This is a genomic window from Paenarthrobacter ilicis, assembly GCF_016907545.1.
GTDB lineage: Bacteria > Actinomycetota > Actinomycetes > Actinomycetales > Micrococcaceae > Arthrobacter > Arthrobacter ilicis.
On sequence record NZ_JAFBCD010000001.1, the window covers coordinates 3,725,412 to 3,747,942 of the forward strand.

General features: G+C 62.9%; 25 protein-coding genes. 10 read left to right on the forward strand and 15 right to left on the reverse strand.

The genetic code is table 11. The features are described from left to right. Positions 1-29: 29 nt before the first annotated feature. Entirely contained in the window at positions 30-635 is a 606-nt protein-coding gene (locus JOE60_RS16975; RefSeq protein WP_204814955.1) for a TetR/AcrR family transcriptional regulator, read from the reverse strand. A gap of 96 nt (positions 636-731) precedes the next feature. Here JOE60_RS16975 and JOE60_RS16980 point away from each other — a divergent pair, with 96 nt between their 5' ends. Beyond that, positions 732-1,298 carry an NAD(P)H-dependent oxidoreductase gene (locus JOE60_RS16980; protein ID WP_167268620.1) on the forward strand — a complete coding sequence of 189 codons (567 nt, stop codon included), beginning with the start codon at positions 732-734 and terminating at the stop codon, positions 1,296-1,298. Positions 1,299-1,447: 149 nt separating this feature from the next. Continuing rightward, positions 1,448-1,921, forward strand: coding sequence for a DUF1990 family protein (locus JOE60_RS16985; protein ID WP_167268618.1), 474 nt, complete (start codon positions 1,448-1,450; stop codon positions 1,919-1,921). Positions 1,922-2,100: 179 nt separating this feature from the next. On the opposite strand, the gene JOE60_RS16990 is transcribed toward JOE60_RS16985, so the two are convergent. From JOE60_RS16990 to JOE60_RS17000, 3 genes are all read right to left on the reverse strand, one after another. Further along, a complete protein-coding gene (locus JOE60_RS16990; RefSeq protein WP_167268616.1) occupies positions 2,101-2,640 on the reverse strand; it encodes a hypothetical protein in 540 nt (179 codons plus the stop codon). Further along, complete coding sequence (locus JOE60_RS16995; protein ID WP_167268615.1) at positions 2,621-3,652, reverse strand: hypothetical protein; 1,032 nt, start codon at positions 3,650-3,652, stop codon at positions 2,621-2,623. The genes JOE60_RS16990 and JOE60_RS16995 overlap by 20 nt, the downstream gene beginning before the upstream one ends. 84 nt (positions 3,653-3,736) lie before the next feature. After that, positions 3,737-4,585, reverse strand: coding sequence for an isocitrate lyase/PEP mutase family protein (locus JOE60_RS17000; protein WP_167268612.1), 849 nt, complete (start codon positions 4,583-4,585; stop codon positions 3,737-3,739). A 112-nt stretch (positions 4,586-4,697) separates the two neighbouring features. On the opposite strand from JOE60_RS17000, the gene JOE60_RS17005 reads away from it, so the two are divergent. The 3 genes from JOE60_RS17005 to JOE60_RS17015 all read left to right on the forward strand — a co-directional run bounded on the left by JOE60_RS17005 (position 4,698) and on the right by JOE60_RS17015 (position 6,916). Continuing rightward, positions 4,698-6,005, forward strand: a complete 1,308-nt coding sequence (locus JOE60_RS17005) for an aminotransferase class I/II-fold pyridoxal phosphate-dependent enzyme (RefSeq protein ID WP_167268610.1) — start codon at positions 4,698-4,700, stop codon at positions 6,003-6,005. Beyond that, on the forward strand, positions 6,002-6,430 hold the full coding sequence (locus tag JOE60_RS17010) for a universal stress protein (protein WP_167268608.1): 429 nt from the start codon (positions 6,002-6,004) through the stop codon (positions 6,428-6,430). Before JOE60_RS17005 ends, JOE60_RS17010 begins: the two co-directional genes overlap by 4 nt. A gap of 174 nt (positions 6,431-6,604) precedes the next feature. After that, positions 6,605-6,916: a hypothetical protein gene (locus JOE60_RS17015; RefSeq protein ID WP_167268859.1), complete on the forward strand. Its 312-nt coding sequence runs from the start codon at positions 6,605-6,607 to the stop codon at positions 6,914-6,916. 42 nt (positions 6,917-6,958) lie between these two features. Here the strand turns inward: JOE60_RS17015 and JOE60_RS17020 are convergent, their stop codons facing one another. The 5 genes from JOE60_RS17020 to JOE60_RS17040 all read right to left on the reverse strand — a co-directional run bounded on the left by JOE60_RS17020 (position 6,959) and on the right by JOE60_RS17040 (position 12,722). Continuing rightward, a complete protein-coding gene (locus JOE60_RS17020) occupies positions 6,959-7,555 on the reverse strand; it encodes a phosphatase PAP2 family protein (RefSeq protein ID WP_204815021.1) in 597 nt (198 codons plus the stop codon). Between the two features lie 112 nt (positions 7,556-7,667). Continuing rightward, on the reverse strand, positions 7,668-9,227 hold the full coding sequence (locus JOE60_RS17025) for a 2-oxo acid dehydrogenase subunit E2 (RefSeq protein ID WP_167268606.1): 1,560 nt from the start codon (positions 9,225-9,227) through the stop codon (positions 7,668-7,670). Between the two features lie 52 nt (positions 9,228-9,279). Further along, positions 9,280-10,260, reverse strand: coding sequence for an alpha-ketoacid dehydrogenase subunit beta (locus JOE60_RS17030; protein WP_167268604.1), 981 nt, complete (start codon positions 10,258-10,260; stop codon positions 9,280-9,282). After that, positions 10,260-11,453 (reverse strand): pyruvate dehydrogenase (acetyl-transferring) E1 component subunit alpha, encoded by a 1,194-nt coding sequence (gene pdhA, locus JOE60_RS17035; RefSeq protein ID WP_167268602.1) that lies wholly within the window; start codon positions 11,451-11,453, stop codon positions 10,260-10,262. The genes JOE60_RS17030 and pdhA overlap by 1 nt, the downstream gene beginning before the upstream one ends. A 150-nt stretch (positions 11,454-11,603) precedes the next feature. Further along, positions 11,604-12,722: a histidinol-phosphate transaminase gene (locus tag JOE60_RS17040; RefSeq protein WP_167268600.1), complete on the reverse strand. Its 1,119-nt coding sequence runs from the start codon at positions 12,720-12,722 to the stop codon at positions 11,604-11,606. A 71-nt stretch (positions 12,723-12,793) separates the two neighbouring features. On the opposite strand from JOE60_RS17040, the gene JOE60_RS17045 reads away from it, so the two are divergent. Then, positions 12,794-13,222 carry a phage holin family protein gene (locus tag JOE60_RS17045; RefSeq protein ID WP_167268598.1) on the forward strand — a complete coding sequence of 143 codons (429 nt, stop codon included), beginning with the start codon at positions 12,794-12,796 and terminating at the stop codon, positions 13,220-13,222. Between the two features lie 33 nt (positions 13,223-13,255). On the opposite strand, the gene JOE60_RS17050 is transcribed toward JOE60_RS17045, so the two are convergent. Then, a complete protein-coding gene (locus JOE60_RS17050) occupies positions 13,256-14,608 on the reverse strand; it encodes an alpha/beta hydrolase family protein (protein ID WP_167268596.1) in 1,353 nt (450 codons plus the stop codon). Continuing rightward, positions 14,608-14,904 carry a hypothetical protein gene (locus tag JOE60_RS17055; protein WP_239528897.1) on the reverse strand — a complete coding sequence of 99 codons (297 nt, stop codon included), beginning with the start codon at positions 14,902-14,904 and terminating at the stop codon, positions 14,608-14,610. Before JOE60_RS17055 ends, JOE60_RS17050 begins: the two co-directional genes overlap by 1 nt. Positions 14,905-15,086: 182 nt before the next feature. Here JOE60_RS17055 and purB point away from each other — a divergent pair, with 182 nt between their 5' ends. The 4 genes from purB to JOE60_RS17075 all read left to right on the forward strand — a co-directional run bounded on the left by purB (position 15,087) and on the right by JOE60_RS17075 (position 18,428). Further along, the gene (purB, locus tag JOE60_RS17060) at positions 15,087-16,508 is read left to right on the forward strand and encodes an adenylosuccinate lyase (protein ID WP_167268592.1); all 1,422 of its coding nucleotides are present in this window, start codon (positions 15,087-15,089) and stop codon (positions 16,506-16,508) included. Between the two features lie 106 nt (positions 16,509-16,614). Continuing rightward, on the forward strand, positions 16,615-17,271 hold the full coding sequence (locus tag JOE60_RS17065; protein ID WP_167268590.1) for a histidine phosphatase family protein: 657 nt from the start codon (positions 16,615-16,617) through the stop codon (positions 17,269-17,271). A gap of 146 nt (positions 17,272-17,417) precedes the next feature. Further along, entirely contained in the window at positions 17,418-17,921 is a 504-nt protein-coding gene (locus JOE60_RS17070) for a GNAT family N-acetyltransferase (protein ID WP_167268588.1), read from the forward strand. A gap of 72 nt (positions 17,922-17,993) precedes the next feature. Next, a complete protein-coding gene (locus JOE60_RS17075) occupies positions 17,994-18,428 on the forward strand; it encodes an acyl-CoA thioesterase (protein WP_167268586.1) in 435 nt (144 codons plus the stop codon). A 115-nt stretch (positions 18,429-18,543) separates the two neighbouring features. Here the strand turns inward: JOE60_RS17075 and JOE60_RS17080 are convergent, their stop codons facing one another. The 4 genes from JOE60_RS17080 to JOE60_RS17095 all read right to left on the reverse strand — a co-directional run bounded on the left by JOE60_RS17080 (position 18,544) and on the right by JOE60_RS17095 (position 22,531). Beyond that, the gene (locus JOE60_RS17080) at positions 18,544-19,293 is read right to left on the reverse strand and encodes an SDR family oxidoreductase (protein ID WP_167268584.1); all 750 of its coding nucleotides are present in this window, start codon (positions 19,291-19,293) and stop codon (positions 18,544-18,546) included. A 66-nt stretch (positions 19,294-19,359) separates the two neighbouring features. Next, positions 19,360-20,700, reverse strand: a complete 1,341-nt coding sequence (locus JOE60_RS17085) for an MFS transporter (protein ID WP_167268582.1) — start codon at positions 20,698-20,700, stop codon at positions 19,360-19,362. A gap of 56 nt (positions 20,701-20,756) precedes the next feature. Beyond that, on the reverse strand, positions 20,757-21,770 hold the full coding sequence (locus JOE60_RS17090; RefSeq protein ID WP_167268580.1) for a 5-oxoprolinase subunit C family protein: 1,014 nt from the start codon (positions 21,768-21,770) through the stop codon (positions 20,757-20,759). Continuing rightward, entirely contained in the window at positions 21,767-22,531 is a 765-nt protein-coding gene (locus tag JOE60_RS17095) for a carboxyltransferase domain-containing protein (protein WP_167268578.1), read from the reverse strand. Before JOE60_RS17095 ends, JOE60_RS17090 begins: the two co-directional genes overlap by 4 nt.

Genomic DNA, 22,531 nt, shown 5'->3' on the forward strand with positions numbered 1-22,531 from the left:
GCATCTGCGTGATGGTACGCAGGCAGCCCCTAGGAAGTGGCCGTCAGGCGATTGACCAGGTCACGCCAGGAATCAGTCAGCCTGGTGGGCGAAATTCCCCGGACGCGGACGTCGTCAACTATCCGCTCGGGATCCAACGCGAAGGTCAGGGACATCGCCATGACCCAGGGATCGGCTATGCCGGCTTCGCGCAGCAGGAGTTCAAGGTGGCGGTGGGAGAGCTTGGTGGCAGGAACGTCGAACTTATTGCTGGTGGCGGCGCCCGCGGCCTTCAGAAGCTCACCGTTTTCCAGGACAAAGTAGATCCGGCCTTCGCCGAACGCCGTGAGCCGCTCACGGGGCGGGGCGCCCGGGCCCAGCGGTGCTGGACCAAACATGAAGGCCCGCTGAAAGTCAGATTCGGCATCGCTGAGCAGGGTCATCATGAGTCCGGCGCGGCTGCCGAATCTGCGGAAGACGGTGCCCTTGCCCACCTTTGCCTTACAGGCCAGGGCATCCATGGTCAACGCCTCGGCGCCGAACTCATCCACCAGTTCACGCGCAGCACTCAGGAGCCGCTCACGATTCCTCGCTGCGTCGCTGCGCTCGTGCGGCGAACCAAGCGGCAGGTCCGGTCGCAGGGGGATGAAGCTCACAAGAAACATTCTAGCCCCGGGAATAGAAAACGGACCGCAGTCCGTTTAGTATCGATGAAGGCGCCAAACGCTGAAAACTTCCCCAAAGGAGACACCATGTCCAAGAGCACCGTCCTCACCCTCGTCGGCAGCCTCCGCGCTGATTCCCATAACAAGAAGCTCGCCGAGGCCATCCAACTGAACGCTCCGGAAAACGTTGACGTCCAGATCCACGACTCCCTGGGCAGCATCCCCTTCTACAACGAAGACATCGACGTTGAAGGCCAGGTCCCCGCCGAAGCCGCAGCCCTCCGCGCCGCCGCCAACGAGGCCGACACCATCCTCCTGGTCACCCCCGAGCACAACGGCACCATGCCCGCTGCACTGAAGAACGCCATCGACTGGCTGTCCCGCCCGTTCGGCGCCGGCGCCCTCTCCGGCAAGCCGACCGCCGTCGTCGGTACCGCTTTTGGCCAGTTCGGCGGAGTCTGGGCCCAGGACGAAGCCCGCAAGGCCGCAGGCATCGCCGGCGCCAAGGTGCTGGAAGACGTCAAGCTGGCAGTTCCCGGCTCCATGATCCGCTTCGCCGAGCTGCACCCCAAGGATGACGCTGAGGTCGTGGAGCAGATCAAGGGCATCTTCGAGCCGCTGACCTCTGCTCAGGACGAAGAAGCCGCAGCCTGATACAGCTGCAGCACGAGCTTTAGCCAGCCCCTGTTCCGCTTGTGCGGAGCGGGGGCTTTCGGCATTTCCGGGCAGGAACGTCCATAATTTCCCAGGACGCCTGCTTTCATCACGGCGGCGCGGCACCAGCGACAACGGGGGAAGCAGCCATGACCAGTCCACACTCTGAAGCTTGGCCCATCAGTGACCGCAGCTACCGCCGATCGGAGGTTTCGGCTGGCATTGGGCGGGGAGACGCCGCATGGGACCGCGCCAGTACGGAAGTCCTCCGCTGGGGGGTCAAGACAGCCAGCGGTTTCTCCATCGACATTCCAGGCCCCGTCCGCACCGGCGATCGAGTACTTGTTACCGCCAGGTTTTTTGGACTCCGCGTGCATGAGCCCGTGGAGGTAGTGGCAGTGGTCCAGGAGCCCCTTCGCGTGGGTTTTGCCTACAGAACACTTCCAGGGCATCCGGTCTCAGGGGAAGAGGCATTCATTGTCCACCGGGACGGAAACGATGTTCGACTCACTATCCGTTCCCTCACCGGTCCCGCCAGTCAACAGCCGTGGCGCATCCTTTACCCGGTGCTGTTAGTGTTCCAAAGGGTTGTGCGGCGGAGGTACTTGAAGGCCTTGGCTTAGCGGCAGCGGGACGCCATTGTTGCTGGGCAGCAGACACGTCGTTGGGCCGCAGGCACGTTGTTGCGCCGCAGGCACGTTGTTGCGCCGCAGGCACGTTGTTGCGCCGCAACGGATTCGCGGGCCAGCGACGGATTTGCGGGCGTGCAACGGACACGGGGGTGCCCGTCTCGCCCTGCCCGCTAGGACGTGGCGATGGCTAGCACCCGGCGGAGTGCCCACGCGATGCGAAGCAGGGCAAGCACCGAGGCGAAGGTGCACACCATGACCACGGCTTGGGGAACCCAAAGCCCGGTGGGCGCATTTCCTTCCGCCACCACAGTGACCAGGGAAGCCACCAGCAGCAACCCGAGCCCGGGGATCGCGAAGAGGAAGACCTCGCCGATTTGCCGTCGATGCAACGGCGACAGCCTCTCCAACGGAAGTTCGCGCTGGCCAGGGGCAGCCTTTTTGCCCAGCACGTTGATGAGCATGGAGACACTGGTGAGCGTGAGCCCGGCCGTGGCTCCCGCCAGGGTGGCCAGTGTTTGAAAGAGGGCCCGACGGGCACCCGGGTCCACCGCTTCCAGCAACAACGGCTGATGAGCGAGCCAGGCCCATCCCAGCCAGAGCAGCACCACGCCGGTTGCCAGAAGGTAGTCGGCGCTCTGATGCAGCAGGAACCACCTCCACAGCCCCCGCCGCTTACCGGTGGCCTGGAGCTCAACGCCGTACAAGCCCATGGTCCCCTCCGCCGGTCGGACCACCGGAGCCATCATCAGCCGCCGCGAGAGCCGCGCGAACGGTCCCCAAGCCCCCGTCCGCCAGGTCCGGGACCAGTGCGGAATCGGCAGTGCCCGCAACGTCCGGGAGAGTCCTGGCAAAGAACGCTTCGTTGTCCTTGGCCTGTTTGTTGAGGATGGCAATGGCTGCCGCAGAGGATTTCCGGGGATCGTTGAAAGTATCCGGGTCCACGTCAATGTGCGAGACGAAGCGTTCCTTCAGGAGGTCCACCACCTCGCGGTCCCCCGTCAAGGAATCCTTTCCCTCCGCCACCACGTGATCGAAGTGCTCCACGGATGCCGAGCCCCGGAAAAGTTCGATCAGCCGCTGTATCCGTTCGCGGATCCGCTGCTTGTCCTCGGCCCTGCCGGATCTGCCCACGCCCAAGGAAATGCGGAACGTCCCCTCTGTCATCAGCCGCGAAGCACTGTCCAGGACATCGGCCCATTCGCCCTCCAGTAACTTGCCGGACAGACGCTCAGCAGGCAGTGCGAACTCGAACCGGCTCACTTCCAGCCTGTTCAGGATCTCTTCAATGTCCTCCCTGACCACGGGAACCAGGCCCACCTCGAGACCCAGCATCCCTCCGAGGTACTCCCCCAGCCGCGATGCCCGGGGGCCGTTGCCACTGGTCAGCACAGCGATGACGTTGCGCTTGAGGAAGGCAAAATAGGTTGTCTCCAGGAGATGGTCCCCCGGAGCCAAGGGCAGGGCTTTCCGCCGGCCCAAGGCATCACCAACACTGGGGAGGTTGGTGTCCCGGACCCGGTCCAGAAGCAGCACTGGATAGGGCGTCACTGCGGCAGCCTGGGCGAGCAGCACCGTGCCATCGCCACTGGCGAAATGCCTGTCCGTCCCGGCCTCCAGAGCATTGTCCAGTACTTCAGCTACCCGCCGGGCAGGGAAAGGACGCTCCAATCCCTCGCCGTTGAGCTGGTCAATCCTCCAGAACTGCACGCTGCGCCTTGCCATCCGTCTCCCCTGACTCCCTGAACCCAAAACTACCGGTGGGGTCAGACAAAAAAGCCGCTGACCGCCGTCGGGCGTCCCGTCGCCTCAGCGGATGTATTTGGGTCCTTCCGTGAACAACTCATCCATTTCCTGGTGACTGCGCGTCCCTGCCAAACCGGACCAGTTTCCATCGCCCAGAATCTCTGTGGCTACCCGGGCCACTTTCGCGTAGGCGGCCTTGGCGGTATTGCCTCCCACGCTGACACGCCGCACCCCGGCGTCGTGCAGTTCCATGGGCGACGGCGCCCCCAGGCCCGCCAAAGCATTCAGGGGTGCGTTGATTCCGGTGGAGAGCTGGTGCAGGACGTGAAGGTCCACGACGCCTGGGACAAAGACTCCGTCCGCACCCGCCAGGAGGTAGGACTCGGCCCTGGTGAGCGTTTCCTGATACGCAGAGTCCGGAAAACGGCCCGAGAGATAGGTGTCGGTGCGGGCATTGATGAACAACGGAATGCCGCGGTCGTCCGCCGCGGCGCGGATGAGGGCGATGCGGCGCGATTGCTCCTTGATATCCGTGAGGGGATCTGCACCGGAATCCTCGATATTGATCCCCACCGCACCAGTGTCCAACACCGCATGAACGGTGGCTTGGAGCTCATCGTCAGTGCGTCCGTACCCTGTCTCGATGTCGGCCGTCACCGGAAGCGGGGTTGCGGCCACCACGCGGCCCAGGGCAGCCATCGCAAGACCCCACGGCACATGGTCGCCGTCGCGATACCCGAGGCTCCACGAGACAGCGGAACTGGAGGTGGCTATTGCCGATGCTCCCGCTTCCTGCACAACGCGCGCAGACGCGGCGTCCCACACGTTGACCAAAACCAGGGGCTTGGGACCCGGGGCATGGAGTTGACGGAACTGTTCGGCTTTGGCCAAGGACCCCGAGTGCGCTGTCATAGCTACATTTCAGCCGCTCCTGCCCCCGACGTAAACCCACGGGACGGAGCTTCGAGGCTCCTTGAAAACAAATGTTGCCTTCAAAGCAACAGGCGGGAGTATCCTGTTCCCTGTGACCCACGAAACATTGGATGCCGGCGCAACGTTGCCCGCAGAAGCCATCGACGCCATTGAGCGGGCCGCCACGGCTGCCCACCCGCACGAGGAACTGTTCTCCGCGCGGGCTGCCAACATCAAGCAGTCTGCCGTCCGGGACGTGTTTGATATCTCCATGCAGCCCGGCCTGGTCTCCCTCGCCGGAGGCAACCCGTACCTGCAGTCCCTGCCCCTGGAAAAGCTCGGAGAAACGGCTGCGCAGATCATCGCCAACCACGGCATGACGGCATTGCAGTACGGCGGCGGGCAGGGCACGGAAGAACTCCGCACCCAGATCTGCGCGATCATGGCCGCCGAGGGAATCATGGACGCCCAGCCTGACAACGTCATCATCACCGCCGGATCCCAGTCGGCTCAGGATGTCGCCACCAAGGTGTTCTGCAATCCCGGCGACGTTGTCCTGGTGGAAAACCCCACCTATGTGGGTGCGCTGAACACGTTCGAGGCGTACCAGGTGCAGGTGGAACCAATCGAGATGGACGACGACGGCCTGGTGCCCGAGCTTCTGGAGGCCCGGATCGCGGCACTCCAGGCAGACGGCAAGAACATCAAGTTCCTCTACACGATCCCCAACTTCAACAACCCCTCCGGCATCACGCTGGCACAGGAGCGCCGGCAGCGGATCGTCGATATATGCCGGAACGCGAATATTCTGGTTCTTGAAGACAACCCCTACGGACTGCTGAGGTTTGACGGTCAGCCCATCGACCCCATGCGCGCTGCCAATCCGGACGATGTGATCTACCTGGGCTCGTTCTCCAAGATTTTTGCTCCGGGACTTCGCATTGGTTGGGCCTTGGTTCCAGCCCACCTGCAGCGGCGCTTCTACCTTGCCTCCGAGGCCGTAACACTCTGCCCGCCGCCCCTGAACCAGATGCTCGTCTCTGCCTACCTCCGCGACTACGACTGGAAGGGGCAGATCGACACCTATAGGGGGCTGTATGCCGAACGCTGCGCGGCCCTGTTGGCGGCCTTGGCGGAGTACATGCCCCAGGGCCTCACTTGGACGCGCCCGGACGGTGGGTTCTTTGTGTGGGTCACCCTCCCCGAGGGCGTGGACACGTACCCGCTGCTGGGTAAAGCCATCGATGCGGGCGTGGTTTTCATTCCCGGAGCCGCGTTCACTCCAACCGACGGCCCATCCAACAAACTCAGGTTGGCTTTCAGCGCGGTACCCCCGGATACGATTACCGAAGGCGTACGCCGTTTGGCCCCTGTCCTGGCAGAAGCCATCAAAGCCACCAATGAAGGAGCAGCGCAATGACCGGAGTTGTGATTGTAGGAGTCGACGGCAGCGAGACAGCGATGAGGGCAGCCCAAGCCGCGCAGCAGCTGGCGATAGGTTTGGGTGCCAGCCTTCGGGTGGTCAGCGCTTTCGACAGCAACCGGACTGAAGTAGTTGAAATCGGTACCGACAAGTGGATCGTCTCCGACGCCGCCGAGGCCGAGAAAGTTGCTCGCGACGTAGCGGCACGGCTCAAGGACGAGCGGCTGGAAGTCACGTACTCGGCAGCGCGCGGCAAGCCGGGCGAGGCGTTGGTCAAGGAAGCCGAGATGCAGGACGCCACCTTGATTGTGGTGGGGAACCGCCGCATGCAGGGACTGGGCCGTGTGCTGGGTAGTGTGGCCAACACTGTTGCCCACACCGCTCCCTGCGACGTCTATATCGCTAAGACCGACCAGGCATAAAGCGAGCTGAGTCACGGCGCCGGGTGGGGAGACTCACCCGGCGTTTGGCGTCTTTTGGGCCTCCCCGCCACAGCCACCGTTATAAAATTGAGATGCCCCCAATGGCGTGCGCCACATCAAAACTCTCGATTTTTCAGGGGATCTTTCTTGCTTACTTTGCAGCCGCGCCAACGCGTGGGACACGACATCCTTCTTGCCCGTCACGGCAACAACATCAGCACCATGCGATTCGATCGCGCCAACGATCGCATCATTGCCATGCTCGACGACGGATCCTGGGACAGCGCGCCGAACATGATCTCCCCCAGCCTGGACATGCCCGAGACGATTGGCAGCGTGTTCCGCAAAGACTGGCGTTTCCTGTCCGTGGCCTGCATCGCCATGATCACAGTGGCCGCCGTTGCCATGGGTATCAGCGTGGAGATGGCAAACCACATGTCCAGCACCGAACTTCAGGCCTTGCTGGTCAACTACCCTTCGTACTGACCTGAGGCTGGCTGCCCGCGCTGCGCCGAGGGACTGGCGCCGCTACAGCATCCACTCCCCGAGCAGCCACCACAGCCCGGCGATCACCAAAGACCCGAACAGTGAGCCCGCAATGACCTGGGCAAGTGTGTGGGCACGCAGAACCAGGCGCGACCACCCTACGGCCGGTATCAGCAGCAGCAGGGGCGCCCAGGCCGGCCCAAACATCAACACAGAGATGACCACGGCCGCGGACAACGCCGAAGCGTGACCGCTCATCTTCCAGAAGGCGCTCACCACGGCAAGAATGCCGATCCCGGCAATCAGCGCGATGATCATCACGGACACGCTGACAGGACCGTTCACCAGCTGGAGAACCACCAGCCCGGCCACCACCGACACCAAGGCCATGAACAGCAATGCGGGCCTCTGCCGGCGATCGCTGACGTGGTGGTCAGTGATCCTGCCCAGCTTTATCTGGAGCAGCAGATACGCAAGAGGCAGCACGCAAACAAAGAACGCGCCCAGCAGCCCGTAGCCGATGGACTCCGGAAACCCTGATTCCCTCGCCGGGCTGATCAGCAGCAACGCAAACACCACCACCGGTGGCTGGAAGACCTCCGTCAGAACCCGCGCCAGCTTGCGCCAGCGTCCCGTCACCAATTGCGGCGGCACGTGGGCGGCTTGGCTTCCGCTGCCGGCTGCGCTTCCGCTGCCGGCTGCGCTTCCAAGCCCAGTCCGGGGGCCTTCAGCCGAAACAGCTGCATCCGGATCAGTCAAGCAGCAGCGCCGGTTCTTCAAGGATGGCGGCAACATCTGCCATGAAGCGCGCAGAGAGGTCACCGTCAACCACACGGTGGTCGAAAGAACCGCCCAGAGTGGTGATCCAGCGGGGAATCACTTCGCCGTCCAGAACCCACGGCTTCTGTTTGATGGTGCCGAAGGCGATGATGGCTACTTCGCCCGGGTTGATGATGGGTGTTCCGGTGTCGATACCCAAGGCACCGATATTGGTGACCGTGAGGCTCCCGCCCTGCATCTCGGCCGGCTGGGTTTTGCCCGCCCTGGCCTTGGTTGCAAGCTCGTTCAACGCCAATGCCAGTTCCTTCAAGGAGAGATCCTGGGCGTCCTTGATGTTGGGGACCATGAGCCCACGCGGTGTGGCGGCGGCAATCCCCAGATTCATGTAGTGCTTGATCTGGATCTCGGCGTTGCCGTTCCCGTCGGCGTTATCCACCCACGTCGCGTTGACGCTGGGGTTCCTGGCGGCCGCCCAGATCACGGCTTTGGCAAGGATGAGCAGCGGGGAAACCTTGATGCCCTCAAAGTCCCTGGATGCTTTGAGGCGCTTGACGAACTCCATGGTGCGGCTGGCGTCCACGTCCACGAAGATGCTGACGTGGGGCGCAGAGAAAGCGGAGTCCACCATGGCTTTGGCGGTGGCCTTGCGGACACCCTTGACCGGAACGCGCTCAATCCTTTGGTCCTGCGGCTTCTTGGACGCACCCCAGAACGAATCGGCCTGGTCCAGCTCGGCGTCGCGCTGGGCCTGGTAGCTCACCAGATCCTCCCGCGTGACCTCGCCGCGCTGCCCTGTGGCAACAACGTCGGCCAGGTCGATGCCCATGTCGCGGGCAAACTTACGCACCGGCGGCTTGGCCAGCACCTTGTTGACCAGTCCACTGATGGTCCCCGTGATGGCAGCGCCACGGGATGGTGCGGTCTGGGGTGCCGGGGCGGCGGGTGCAGGCGCTGCGGGTGCAGGCGCTGCGGGTGCCGGGGTGACGGCGGCGGGGGCCGGCGTCGAGCGTTCCACCACCGGCGTTTCAGCAGCCTTGGCGGCCAGAAGGGCTTGGGTGTCCTGGACCGTGCCCTCAGCGTTCTCGGCCACGGGCGCGGCTGATCCAGCGGGGCGCTTGCGTGCCCGCCGCTTGACGGCATCTGCCTTGGGTCCCGAACCCACCAGCGGACCGCCAGCGGGCCCGTTCTCAGCGGCGTCGTGGGTATCGAGCCGACCGTAAACCGGCGTGAATGTCTCACTGGCCGCAGAAGCAGGCGGGGCTTCGGGGGTCACAGGGGGAGCGTCATCCGCGCCCTCCGAGACCGCGATGATTGCCGTACCGACCTCCACCGTGATGCCTTCTTCCACGAGCAGTTCGGTGACCACCCCGGCGAACGGTGAGGGAAGCTCCACGAGTGACTTGGCGGTCTCGATCTCGCAAATGACATCGTTGACGGCAACGATGTCTCCGGGCTTGACCTTCCAGGCCACTACCTCAGCCTCGGTCAGGCCTTCGCCAACGTCCGGCAGGTTGAATTTTTTAACTGTCACAGTGGTCCTCGGTTTCCGGGTACCTGGCGCAAGCCGGGCTGGATCAGGGCGGTTAGTAGGCCAGGGAGCGGTCCAGGGCGTCGAGGATCTTGTCGATATCCGGCAAGTAGTCCTCCTCCACCTTGGCTACCGGGTAGGGCATGTGGAAGCCGCCAACACGGATTACCGGGGCTTCAAGGTGCAGGAAAGCCCGCTCACTGATGCGTGCCGCGATTTCGCCTCCGATGCCTCCGAACGTCGGGGCCTCGTGCGCCACGATCAGCCGGCCGGTCTTTTTAACCGACGCCTCAATCGTGTCGAAATCAAGCGGGGAGATGGAGCGCAGATCGATAACCTCCACGCTGCGGCCGTCTTCAGTGGCCGCATTGGCTGCTGCGAGTGCTACCGGCACCAAGGGGCCGTAGGCAACAATCGTGGCATCCGTACCCTCCCGGACCACGTGTGCTTTGAAGGGGTCCTCTGCCAGTCCGGCGTTCTCCACGTCCACCTCGCCCTTGAGCCAGTAGCGGCGCTTGGGCTCAAAGAAGATCACGGGGTCCTTGCACTCGATGGCCTTCTGGATCATCCAGTAGGCATCATGGGCATTGGACGGGGAGATGATGCGAAGTCCCGCGGTGTGGGCGAACAATGCTTCGGGCGACTCGGAGTGGTGCTCGATCGAGCCGATACCACCGCCGTATGGGATGCGGATAACCACAGGCACAGTGAGCTTGCCCAGGCTGCGCGAATGGATCTTGGCAAGCTGGGTGGTGATCTGGTTGAAAGCGGGGAAGACGAACCCGTCAAACTGGATTTCACACACCGGAGAGTACCCGCGCAGGGCCAGGCCAATGGCTGTTCCCACGATGCCTGACTCAGCCAAGGGGGTATCCAGGACGCGGTCGTCGCCGAACTCCTTGATGAGTCCATCCGTCACGCGGTAGACACCACCCAAGTGTCCGATGTCCTCGCCCATCAGCAGGGACTTGGGGTTGTTGGTCAGTGATGCCCGGAGACCTTCGTTGATGGCCTTCGCAATGGTCATTGTTGCCATCAGTTGGCTGTCTCCTCTTCGCTTTCAAAGCCGGCCGAGTATTCCTCAAACCAGGCAAGCTCTTCCGCAATCAGCGGGTGCTGCTCTGCATACACGTTGGCAAACGCTTCACGGATGTCCGGAACTTCAAGCCCGTGGGTAGTGCTGCGGACGTACTTGGCCAATTCGTCGCCGTCGGCATCCACTTGGTCAAAGAAAGCGTCGTCCGCAAGGCCTTCGGATCGCAGATATTTCTCCAAGCGATCCAGCGGGTCCTTTTCACGCCAAGCGGCTTCTTCGGCCGATTCGCGGTACTTGGTGGGGTCGTCAGCGGTGGTGTGGGCCCCGACCCGGTAGGTGTAGGCCTCAATCAACACAGGGCCACGGCCTTCGCGGGCGTGTTCCAGTGCCCACTCCGTGACTGCGTGGACTGCGATCACGTCATTGCCGTCCACACGGATTCCCGGGAAGCCGTAGCCCTTGGCCCGGTTGGCCAGAGGCACCTTGGTCTGGACTTCGGTGGGAACGGAGATGGCCCAGTGATTGTTCTGGCAGAAGAAGACCACGGGCGCGTTATAGGACGCAGCGAAGACCATGGACTCGTGGACGTCGCCTTCCGAACTGGCACCATCGCCGAAGTAGGCGATCACAGCTGCGTTCGGGTCTGCCGAATCCTTGGCGGCCGGCATCTGCTGGTCCCGCTGGATGCCCATGGCATAACCAACGGCGTGAAGAGTTTGTGCCGCCAGCACCAGCGTATAGAGATGGAAGTTGTTCTCGCGGGGGTCCCAACCGCCGTTGGATACGCCACGGAATTGCTTCAACAGTTCCGCCAGATCCACGTTGCGCACCAGTGCGACGCCGTGCTCACGGTAGGTGGGGAAGATGTAGTCCTGGGGTTCGCTGGCGTGCCCCGAACCAATCTGTGCCGCTTCCTGTCCAGTCAACGGAACCCACAGTGCCAGTTCTCCCTGACGCTGAAGGGCTGTGGCTTCCTGGTCAAAGCGACGAATGCGAGCCATGTCCGCATAGAAAACCCGGAGCTTCTCTGCATCTATCCGTTTGGCGTAATCCGAGAAGACGGGGTCGCTGCCCAGCTTTCCATCGGGGCCGAGCAACTGAACCATTTCCACAGGTTCGCCAGGCGCGGCTGCTTCCGCGGTGGTTGCCGCGAGAGTTTCTTCCGTTCCGGGGGGCAGTTGTGTCGAGCCCATTCCGTCTCCTTGCTTGCCACGGCCGGGCGCCGTGCAATGTCATTAGCTGGGATATATGCCCATTCCGGAATACATTCCGGAATGGGCATACTTTTGGCTTTCGTCCCTTACTTTATCCGCAGTAAGTAACGCCGGCGCATTTGTTAACCACTAGGAACCTTGCGGAGCCTTTGTATACCCTGCACATAATTCCAAGAACCGGGTGTTGGCTTCCACCTCACCGATGGTCACCCTGACACCCTCATTTCCGAAGGCCCGGACTGACAAGGCCTGCGAAGCCGCCAGCGCCGCGAACTCGGCACTGTTGGCTCCAAGATTCAGCCATACGAAGTTACCTTGGGCCTCAGGAATGAACCAGCCCAACTCCCTAAGGCCGGCAGAAACGCGGTCCCGTTCCTCAACGATGCTTTGTACCCTTTCCACAACCTGGTCGAAATTCTCGATGGAAGTGACGGCAGCGCGCTCCGCGATTTGGGAAACGGAGAACGGTGTGGCGGTGACACGGAGGTACTGGGTCAACAGCGGTCCGGAGACGCTGTAGCCAACCCGCAGTCCGGCCAACCCATGGGCCTTGGAGAAAGTCCTCAGCACCACCACGTTGGGATACTTCCTGTAAAGCTTCACGCCGTCCACGGCATCGGTGTGACGCACGAACTCCTGATACGCCTCGTCGATGACCACCACTACATTCGATGGGACCGAGCGGATGAAGCGTTCAGTTTCCTCGGTGGTCAAAATGGGGCCGGTGGGATTGTTCGGCGTGCAAAGGAGGATCACCTTGGTCCGCACAGTGACGGCGGCAGCCATGGTGTCGAGGTCATGCCGGCCGTCCTCCAACAAGGGAATCCGGACACTTTCAGCCCCGGCCAGGCCCACCGAAATGGGGTAGGCCTCGAACGAACGCCATGCATAGATGACCTCGTCCGGCTTTCCGTCGTCGTTCTGCCCGGCGAAGGTAGCTAGAATCTGGTTCAGCGCCCCAAGACTGCCGGCACCGGTGACAACATCGTCAGCCGGGACCTCCAGAAATCCTGCCAGTGCATCCCGGAGCTTGGTGGCCAACGGGTCCGGGTAACGGTTGAGGTCGGTCTGATCCGCAATGGCCTGCAACACTGCAGGAATGGGCGGCAGAGGATTCTCGTTGGACGACAATTTATAGCTGGTAAGGCCCTCAATGGCAGCCGGGGGTTTACCGGCTGCATATTTGGGGAGCCTGTCCACGACCGGCCGGGGGGTTACGCCTTCCGGTGCGTTGTCAGTAATAGTCATGGTTTCAAGCCTACTTGCCCGGGGTCGCCCGTGCCCGGCCTATTCCTGCTTCTGTGTGCAAGCATTGGTTCATGCGTTCATTCGTCATTCGTGTCCTGATTAACGGGCTCGCTTTGTGGGTTGCCACCTGGCTGCTGCAAGGCATGGAGATTTCAACCAGCGCGACCGAATCCGCGGCAGTCAGCGCCGGCTTGACCCAGGGAGCCGACACCGTGGGCCTGGTGCTGGCGTACTTGTTCATTGGCCTCATCTTTGGCGTGGTCAATGCCTTGGTCCGTCCTCTTGTCAGGGTGCTGTCCCTCCCGGTCACCATCCTCACCCTCGGGCTGTTCTCCATTGTCATCAACGCTGCCATGCTGTATCTCACCGCATGGCTCAGTACTTTCACGCCGGTGCACCTGACTTTGGACTCGTTTTTCTGGACGGCCATCCTTGCGTCGATCATCATCAGCCTCGTCTCTGTAGTAGCAGGGCTGATCCCGGGAACCGGCAAGCGCTGAGCCCAGGACGAACTGGGGTCACCCCGCCTGCCATCATCGGGTCGCCGCTTCACGCTTGGTTTCCCGGACAGAGCGCCTCGTGTCCGCCGGGGTGCCGGAGTGGACGGTCACTGGGGCCCTTTCCAATTTGTACCGGGTAACCTTCGCCGCGCCACCAGCGCCAACCACAGCCGCGAAGGCCGCTGCGGAGGCCGCCAGGGACTCGTCCTTGCTGCGGGCAACCAGCTCTGCTCCCGAGGCGTAGTTCTCCTGGTCATGTCCAGGTCCCAAACCGGGGTCGGCCCCGCCGGGGGTTGCAACATCATTGGTCAAGGTGACCGTGACCCGGTCCTTGGTGTCCTGATTGACGCGGCCATCAGTTCCAGGCACCCAATCCTGCACGTGCTCCAAATGAAGGGAGCTGATGCCGGGTTCAGGCGTTATGTCTCCCACCGGCGATCCTGCCGTCAGAACATACTTGAGGTTGAATTCGCCAAGGAATGCCTTGTCCTGCGCAAGATTCATGGCATGGATACCGCCTTGGCTGTGCCCAACGGCCACCACCTCCTGACCTGGACGGGCACCGGCGTCGCGCAGTGCCTGGCGGATGGCCGGGGCGACCTGCGCGGAGTGGTAAGCCATGGCCTCACCGATCCCGGCGATGTCGAAAGGGTTGGTGGAGGGGGAATCAGGCTGGGTCCCGGGAATCAACACCATCCATGAGGATGACCCGCCGCTCCCGAATTGAATGACCTCGATTTCACCGTCGTTGCGGGCATGAAGCTGCTCCGTGCGGCGAAGGCTTTCCGCCATGGATGGGTTGATCTCCACGCTGGACTCCTCCATTTTCAGGACATTGACATGGCGTGGCTGCAGGTCAGCCAACAACGCGTTGTCCATGATGGGACGCAGCACATCCGCAGACGTGAAAGAGTCGGGAATCAGCCTGTTGAAGGCTTCCTCGGCCAAGTCACGACCCAGGTTGAACGGCCAAGGCGCGCCCGAAGCCCGGAATTGGTCAAACCCCGGCGCGTGTGGCCGGGCATTCCTGGCTTCGGTCTCAAGGTAGTCATGGTGGCTGGATCGCACGGCAGAGCCCACCTCCGCCAGGTCTTGCCGCACCGTTGCCAGCCTGTTCCTACTGCCGGCGATAGCGTCCAATGCCAGGCAACCGGTATGGAATGAGTCGCGGAGGAAGGGTTCCAAGCTGTGCTGGATCCGAAGGGTTTCTGCCTCCACCTCAAGAAGCTGCTGAACCATTCCCTCCAGATAGCCGGCGCCTCTGAGCAGCTCCTCGAGTTGGAAGGACATACCTCCCACCCCGCCCCGGATAGTCAGGAACCCGTCAGGCGGCGGCTCTGTTGGGGTGGGAGCAGAGCCTGCTCCCACCGCGGCCACGTCCGTCATCAGTGGCCCCCCTTGCCGGCGGCTGAAACTGACTGTGAATGGCGCAGAACGGTGGCTGCAGCATCTTCCAGGGTTTCCCTTGCGCGCATCAGGGCTGCGGCGTGCAGGGCAACGGTCGTCCGGTAGGCGCGTCCGGCCGGGGATAGCCAGTTTTCCAGCTGTGCCCGCCGCAGCGAGGCAAGGACGCCGTCAACCTGGTCAACGCAAGCGTTGATGCGCCAGGCAAGTCTCTGCACCTCATGGCTGCGGGAGGCACACTCAAGAGGATCGAAAAGGGGCGGGGTGGCTGCAGTCATCAAGCCAACGCTCATGTGCGGGTACTCCAGTGATTGGTTCTGCGGATCAATGGGCCCGACGCTACGGAACCACTCGAGGTGCCGGAAGTGCTGGGGCGGACTATGTGGATAACGGCGGGGTCCATCCACATAGCTGCGTAACCAACCCGGTGAGCTCCGTGGAGCATGAAAGAATAGGAACCATGGCTGAATCCCCTCGTGTTTCCCTTGCGTCCGAACCGCTCGCCCTTGGCGCCCTTGACGGCCGTTACCGTGCCGCCGTCGCGCCCCTCGTTGACTACTTGTCCGAGGCTGCCCTGAACCGCGATCGCGTTCACGTGGAAGTGGAGTGGTTGATTCACCTGACGAGCCAGTCCGTACTGCCCGGCGCCGGACCGCTCTCTGCGGAACAGAACGCCAAGCTCCGTGCGATCGTCACTGACTTCAACGCCGCATCAGTCAATGAGCTCGCCGAGATTGAAGCTGTCACTGTCCACGACGTCAAGGCTGTTGAGTACTACATCGGCCGCCGGCTCGAGGCAATCGGTATTGAGAACCTGACCGCCATGGTGCACTTCGGCTGCACCTCGGAGGACATCAACAACCTCTCCTACGCCGTAGGCATCAAGGGCGCAGTGGAGGCTGTCTGGCTTCCGAACGCCAGGGCTTTGGTACAGCAGATCGAAGAGATGGCCGAAGCCAACCGCTCGGTTCCCATGCTGTCGCGGACCCACGGGCAGCCCGCGACCCCTACCACTCTCGGCAAGGAACTCGCGGTGATTGCCCACCGTCTGAACCGCCAGCTCAACCGCATCGCCAAGACCGAGTACCTCGGCAAAATCAACGGTGCAACAGGAACATACGCCGCCCACGTGGCATCAGTACCCAGCGCCGACTGGGAAGGCGTTGCCAAGTCGTTCGTCGAGGGACTGGGACTGACCTGGAACCCGCTGACAACGCAGATCGAAAGCCACGATTGGCAGGCTGAGTTGTACGCGGACATCGCCCGCTTCAACCGCATCCTGCACAACGTGTGCACCGATATCTGGAGCTACATCTCCATCGGTTACTTCCGCCAGATTCCCGTCGCCGGCGCCACGGGTTCATCCACCATGCCCCACAAGGTGAACCCGATCCGCTTCGAAAATGCCGAAGCCAACCTGGAAATCTCCAACGGCCTCCTGGACACGCTGGCCGCCACGCTGGTCACGTCCCGTTGGCAGCGCGACCTCACCGACTCTTCCTCGCAGCGCAACATTGGTGTGGCCTTCGGGCACTCGTTGTTGGCCATCTCCAACGTCGCCAAGGGTTTGAAGGCCCTGGACGTAGCAGAAGAAGTCCTTGCGGGCGATCTCGAGACCAACTGGGAAGTCCTGGGCGAAGCCATCCAGATGGTGATGCGGGCCGAAGCCATCGCCGGCGTTGAGGGCATGGAGAACCCCTACGAACGTTTGAAGGACCTGACCCGAGGCCAGCGCGTAAATGGCGCGAGGATGCAGGAATTCGTGCAGGGCCTGGGGCTTTCGAAGGATGCCGAGGCGCGCCTCCTGGCGTTGACCCCGGGCAAGTACACGGGCATCGCCGACCAGCTCGTGGACCACCTCAAGCAGGACCACCTCAAGTAGGAACAACGTACCGCGCAAGAAACTGCGCGATGCAGCCAGCGAAGCGGGCCCGGGGCCACCTGCCCCGGCCCGTTTTCGGCTGACGACGGCGTGAGGAGTATTACCCATGAAGCTCTTGTTGATCAGGCACGGCCAAACACCCGGCAATGTGGCGGGCCAGCTCGATACTGCCTACCCCGGACCTGGACTCACTGAACTCGGCCAGCGCCAGGCCGAGGCACTGCCACAGGCGTTGGCCAACGAGGATATCGGGGCCCTGTACATTTCCACCCTGGTGCGGACCCACCAGACTGCCGCGCCGCTGGCCAAGGCCAAGGGTTTGACCCCTGAGGTCCTTGACGGTATTCACGAAATCGAAGCCGGGGCGTTGGAAACGCTGACCGACCACGAATCGCACATGCACTACATGCGAACGGTCTTCTCGTGGACTTCCGGTGATTTGGGCGTCAGCATGCCAGGTGCCTTTGACGGCCACGCGTTCCTCGCCAGGTTTGATGCCTCGGTGGAAAGGGTGGCCGCAGCGGGTCACTCCACAGCGGCTGTTGTCAGCCACGGCGCTGCCATCCGTTGCTGGGCGGCCCTGCGGGCAGAGGGCATCGATGAAGTCTTTGCCGAATCGCATCTGCTTCCCAACACGGGATTTGTGGCGCTCGAGGGCGATCCACTGGCGGGCTGGCGGGTTGTGGAATGGGAACAGACGCCCGCAGGTGGCCCGGCCCTCAAGGACCCGACCGCCGAGGATCCCACCGGCGAGGCCTACTAGTCCCGTCCCCAACCACCTGCGGCTGACACCACGCAGGCCACTCATTTCTCCCGACGCTTACGCGCAGGAAACAACGCGGTAACCGCAGCTCCCTAGGCTTGTGAAGCATAGGAACCTCCAGCGAACCCCGGCGAATTGAGGCACAGATGCAGACCAACCCGCGGCTGAACATCCGGCAGGTCACATGGGCCAACCCTGTGGGCGCCGATCTCCGCGCAGCCCAGCAGGCAGAGCTTGACGGCAAGTTTGGCACCACGGATCACGAACCCGGGCCGGCGCCATCGGAGGCGGATACTGCCGTTTTTGTGGTTGCTTACGAGAAATGTTCCGGCCAGCCCCTGGGGTGCGGTGGCTTGAGGATGCTGGATGAGAAGACGGCCGAGATCAAGCGGCTGTATGTGGTTCCCTACGCACGGGGATCAGGAGTTGCCAGCTCCATCCTGGCCGCCCTGGAAGCCCAGGCCCACTCGCACGGTTTCAGTGTCATCGCCGCAGAGGCAGGCTCCGCGCAATCAGACGGGCGCAGTTTCTACGAGAGCGCCGGTTTCGCTGCAGTGCCCAACTTTGGCCCGTACATTGGGGTTGACGAGTCGTATTGCTACTCGAAGCGGATCGACTCCCACAGTGCCTCCCACACGGCCATGGCTTAGGTCCGCGACCGGCACCGCGACATCTGGAGGCAACTTCAAGCGGCGACGCCAGCAGTTCGATAATCTCGAATCATGGAAAAAGCAGACATCACCTTCCGGACCCGCAAATGGGTGCGGCCCGAGGACCTTAACGCCAATGGCACACTCTTCGGCGGGAGCCTGCTGAAGTGGATCGATGAAGAAGCAGCGATCTACGCCATCCTCCAGCTCGGCAACGGCCGTGCCGTCACCAAGTACATTTCCGAAATCAACTTTGTGAGCTCTGCAGTGCAAGGTGACCTGATCGAGATGGGGCTCACGGCCAAGCGTTTCGGCCGGACATCCTTGACCATGCGCGCCGAAGTCCGCAACATGATCACGCGGCAGCCCATCCTCACCATCGAGGAAATCGTCTTCGTCAACCTGGGGACGGATGGTCGGCCCCAACCGCACGGCTACACGGAAATCACGTACGACCGTGACCGTATTCCCAGCCACCACCTCACTGAAACGCTGGACGAGGACTGACCCGTCCGGCGTCGTGAGCTAAAAAGTCCTTAAACGGGTGCTGGCGGCCGCGGTGATGCGGCCGCCAGCTTGTATTTCCGGCAGCGGGAGTGATGCCGCCGGAATTCGGGGGGACTCAGCGACGATCGAACGTCAGGCCGCCGGGCACCTGGAACGTGGGCATGAGTTCCAGCATGCCAACGTTGACGTGACGTGGCGTTTCAATCGCGTAGTCCAGGGCATTGACGATGTCATCGGTGGTGAGTGACTCGTAGCCTTCGTAGTAGGTCTTCCATGCTTCTTCCATGGCTTCCGGCGTGCCGCCCATGTTGCGGCCGAAGATCTCCGTCTCCACGCGGCCCGGGCAGATCTCCGTGACGCGGATGCGCTTGCCAACGGTGTCGTTGCGGAGCTGGCGGGAAATCTGGTGCACGGCCGCCTTGGTGGCGTGATAGACCGTGTGGCCGTAGAAGTTGTACACACCGGCAATGGAGCTGATGTTGATGACATGGCCCAGATCGCGTTCCACCATGCCCGGGAGCACCAAGCGGGTGAGCTGCAGCAGGCCGCGCAGGTTCACGTCCACCAGTTCATCGATGTCCTCCTCTGAGGAGTCCAGGATGTTGCCGGGCCGGGACACTCCGGCGCAGTTCACCAGGACGTCCACGGTGAGATCATTGACGACGGCGGCCAGCGCGGCTGTGTCGGTCAGGTCAACGACGTGCGGGATGGCTCCGGTGCGGTCGGCGAGTTCCGCGAGGCGTTCCTCGTTGCGCGCAACGGCATGGACGGTGAGTCCGCGCTTGGCCAAGCGCTCGGTGATCGCTGCGCCCATACCGGTGGAAGCTCCGGTAACGAGGGCTGTGGTGTAGTCGGAAAAAGTCATGGGGTCCTCCAAAGGTGGGGAAGGAGCGGACGCCATCATGGATGGCGCCCGCCCGGTTGGTAGGTTCTAGGCGTCCCGCAGCGGCTCGTGTGCACGGTCCTTGACCGTGCTGACCGCAATGAGCGTGCCCAGTGCGGTGATGACCGCATAGAACGCCGGCATGTAGATGTTGTTGGTGCTGCTGATCAACCAGGTCATGAGCAGCGGAGCCGTACCGCCGAAGAGTGCCGAGGAGATGTTGTAGCCCACGCCGTAAGCGGAGTACCGGACCCGGGTGGGGAACAGTTCAACGAGCAGGATGTGGATGACGGCGGTGTGGCCGGCGAAGATGACCGCCATGATGCAGGCGCCCAGGATAGCGAGGCCCATCTGGCCGGTAGCGATCAGCGCGTAGGACGGGATGCCCAGGACCGCCATGCCGATCGCGGAGCCGGCGATGACTTTCTTGCGGCCCACGCGGTCAGACAGTGAGCCCATGAACGGGATCGCGATGCAGATGACCACCAGGCTGCAGGCGGTCACCAGCAGGGCCTCGCCAATGGTGAAGTTCAGTTGCTTGCCCTTGAGGAAAGTGGGCATATAGGAGAAGAGGACGTAGTAGCCGGAGCCGTTCATCAGCGGGATGAACAGGGCCAGGAGCATGGCGCGGCGGTGGACCGGGCTGGCCAGGGCTTCCTTGAGCGGGTTCTTGGAAAGGCCGCCCTCTTCCTTCAGCTTTTCGAAGTTGGGGGTATCGCTGATGGCCTTGCGGATGTACCAGCCGATGATGCCCATGGGGATGGCGACCAGGAACGGAATGCGCCAGGCGAACGAGCCGAATCCACCGCCGTCGATCGCTGCCTGGGTGAGCCACGGTGACATGGAGTAGGCAACCAAAGTACCGGTCAGGAGTGCTGCGAAGGAGGCGATCTGGGCGTAGGAGGTGATGATGCCGCGCTTGCCTTCGGGTGCGTGTTCGGCAAGGAAGGTCATGGCGCCGGCAGCCTCGCCACCCACGGAGAAGCCTTGGACCAAGCGGAGAAGTACCAGCAGGATGGGAGCCGCGATGCCGATTGCCGCGTAGGGCGGCAGCAGGCCGATGCCGGCAGTGGCCACGCTGATCAGCATGATCACGAAGACCAGTAGCTTTTGCCTGCCGATCCGGTCTCCCAGGTAACCGCAAACAATCGCGCCAAGCGGGCGGACGAAGAAGGAGACGGCGTAGCCGGCGAACACAAAGAGCAGTGCGTTGTCAGGGTTGCCCGGGGCGAGGAAGACCAGCGCCAGCGTTCCGGCCATGAAAGCGAAAATGCCGTTGTCGTAGAGTTCCACAAAGATGCCAACGCACCCTGCGGTGACAACCTTGCGGGTTTGGCGGCCCGTGAGCCGCTCATGCTGCGCGGGCGCAGCGTTGGTGCTTGCGGTCATGACTTTTCCTTACTGGGATGAGCGTAGCAACGCCAACTGGGGATGACGACAGGTTTCTAGCTGCATGCCGCAACTGGCAGGTCCTGCCACTGGGGATGGCATCCGATGCCGAGGAGTCCGAAGACGGTGGTGACGGATTCGCGGAGTGTTTCGAGTTGGGCCCGCGAGCGCCGGTAGGCGGCAGTTGCTTCTGCCACGGTGGTTTTCCGAAAACGGACGTTGTCCCCCGGCCGCGCTTGGGCCAGGACATCCAGTCCGGTGCTGGTCACCACTGCAAGGACGGGATATCCGGCGGTGACGCCGCGCCCGCGGTGCAGGACCAGCAATTCTTCCCTGGAGGGAACCTCGACGGCGCCAACCGGCACCCCGCGGGAAAGTACCTCGCCGTGTGAGGTTCTTTCCGGCAGTTCACCCCCGAGCCGCAACCCGATGTGGTTGCTGCGTCCGCTGACGGTGTACTCCGAGGAGAAGAGGAGTTGGCCGGATTCGCCGAACTCGGCGACGTCCGGCCCGTCGGTCACATCGACCAACAGATCGGGCCCCATGCTGGGCCGTTCAAGGCCAAGCCGGAAAAGGGGAAGATCGAAGTAGGGCTGGCGTATGGGGCCCACACTGCGGCGGGTGGCCAGGATGGTTCCCTCACGCAACTGCAACCCGAAGCCCACGACCGTATCCGGCGCAGCACTGCCCAGCAGGGTTTCGGCTTCCACCGAGCCGTGAACTGCCAGGTATGCGCGGAGGCCGCGGTGGATGCCACGAAGGGAGACGGTTTCTCCGGCCCGGACGGATACCGGTTCCCACTGGCTGCAGGCACGGCCACCCACTGTGAGCGTGAGCGGGGCACCCGTGACGGAGATGAGAAGGTCCGTGGTGGCTTGCATCCGGAAGTCCAGGGCCGTGATTTCCACCAAGGGATCGTTATCCGGGTTGCCGGCCAGGATGTTGGCGGCACGGGCCGAGTATTGGTCCACGGCGCCGTTGACGGGGAGGCCGTAACGGGGTCCGCGTGTCCTACCCAAATCGGTAACCACGGAATTTCCGGGTTGCTGGATCAGGATCCCGCCGCTCATGGCGTCGCGCCCGGATCGCTGGATCGGCGGCCGGCTGGCAGGTCGCTGGGCTGAAGCTCCATGCCTGCAAAGCCGCCGAAATCTTCTGCTTGGATCTGCCTGAACGTGAGGATGTCGCCGGGCCGGTATGGCACCAGTGGTTCGCGCCGAATGTTCAACACCGAGTAGGGGGTCTGACCGATGACGCACCAGCCGCCGGGGGCTGCGGCCGGCGCGATGACAGCTTGGCGGCCCGCTACCGAGACTGCGCCGGCGGGGACACTCAACCGGGGGTCCTTCAAGCGCGGTACAGGCCTGGGGAAAGCGGGGCCGTCCATCATGGGTGATCCTGCCGGCGCTCCCAAGCAACGGATGGTGTAGGTCTTTCCGGTGTGGAGCCGGATCACTTCATCCGTGGTGAGGCCTTGGTGCGCTGCTACCTTTTCCAGGTCCGGGCCGTACTCTCCGCCGTAAACAACGGGGACATCGAAGTATCGGGGAGCAACGGCTGCTCCACCTGCGCGCCCCAGCTCTGTGAGGCCGAGCTTCACGAAAGCGCGCATCTGCCGGGCAGAGACCAGGACGGAGTCGAATTCCACCAGGACGGAGTCGTAGGTGGGGACCGCGCCGTAAAGCCCTTCGGCACCGCAGTCCTCCAGCCAACTGGCCAGGCGGTGGACGGTTGCCCAGTTCTCTTCGGAGTCAGGGGAGATCGCCACCACGCGGAGCGCGGAATCGCCGGATTCGTGGATCTCGGTGGGTGAGGCTGTGGATGGCGACAC

Coding starts and splice junctions, on each gene's coding strand:
- purB (WP_167268592.1), top strand. CDS start 15,087: ATGGCTGAATCCCCTCGTGTTTCCCTTGCGTCCGAACCGCTCGCCCTT.
- JOE60_RS16985 (WP_167268618.1), top strand. CDS start 1,448: ATGACCAGTCCACACTCTGAAGCTTGGCCCATCAGTGACCGCAGCTAC.
- JOE60_RS17075 (WP_167268586.1), top strand. CDS start 17,994: ATGGAAAAAGCAGACATCACCTTCCGGACCCGCAAATGGGTGCGGCCC.
- JOE60_RS17050 (WP_167268596.1), bottom strand. CDS start 14,608: ATGACGGACGTGGCCGCGGTGGGAGCAGGCTCTGCTCCCACCCCAACA.
- JOE60_RS16980 (WP_167268620.1), top strand. CDS start 732: ATGTCCAAGAGCACCGTCCTCACCCTCGTCGGCAGCCTCCGCGCTGAT.
- JOE60_RS16995 (WP_167268615.1), bottom strand. CDS start 3,652: ATGGCAAGGCGCAGCGTGCAGTTCTGGAGGATTGACCAGCTCAACGGC.
- JOE60_RS17080 (WP_167268584.1), bottom strand. CDS start 19,293: ATGACTTTTTCCGACTACACCACAGCCCTCGTTACCGGAGCTTCCACC.
- JOE60_RS16990 (WP_167268616.1), bottom strand. CDS start 2,640: ATGGGCTTGTACGGCGTTGAGCTCCAGGCCACCGGTAAGCGGCGGGGG.
- JOE60_RS17000 (WP_167268612.1), bottom strand. CDS start 4,585: ATGACAGCGCACTCGGGGTCCTTGGCCAAAGCCGAACAGTTCCGTCAA.
- JOE60_RS17045 (WP_167268598.1), top strand. CDS start 12,794: ATGCGTTCATTCGTCATTCGTGTCCTGATTAACGGGCTCGCTTTGTGG.
- JOE60_RS17065 (WP_167268590.1), top strand. CDS start 16,615: ATGAAGCTCTTGTTGATCAGGCACGGCCAAACACCCGGCAATGTGGCG.
- JOE60_RS17055 (WP_239528897.1), bottom strand. CDS start 14,904: ATGACTGCAGCCACCCCGCCCCTTTTCGATCCTCTTGAGTGTGCCTCC.
- JOE60_RS17090 (WP_167268580.1), bottom strand. CDS start 21,770: ATGAGCGGCGGGATCCTGATCCAGCAACCCGGAAATTCCGTGGTTACC.
- JOE60_RS17070 (WP_167268588.1), top strand. CDS start 17,418: ATGCAGACCAACCCGCGGCTGAACATCCGGCAGGTCACATGGGCCAAC.
- JOE60_RS17030 (WP_167268604.1), bottom strand. CDS start 10,260: ATGGCAACAATGACCATTGCGAAGGCCATCAACGAAGGTCTCCGGGCA.
- pdhA (WP_167268602.1), bottom strand. CDS start 11,453: ATGGGCTCGACACAACTGCCCCCCGGAACGGAAGAAACTCTCGCGGCA.
- JOE60_RS17085 (WP_167268582.1), bottom strand. CDS start 20,700: ATGACCGCAAGCACCAACGCTGCGCCCGCGCAGCATGAGCGGCTCACG.
- JOE60_RS17010 (WP_167268608.1), top strand. CDS start 6,002: ATGACCGGAGTTGTGATTGTAGGAGTCGACGGCAGCGAGACAGCGATG.
- JOE60_RS17040 (WP_167268600.1), bottom strand. CDS start 12,722: ATGACTATTACTGACAACGCACCGGAAGGCGTAACCCCCCGGCCGGTC.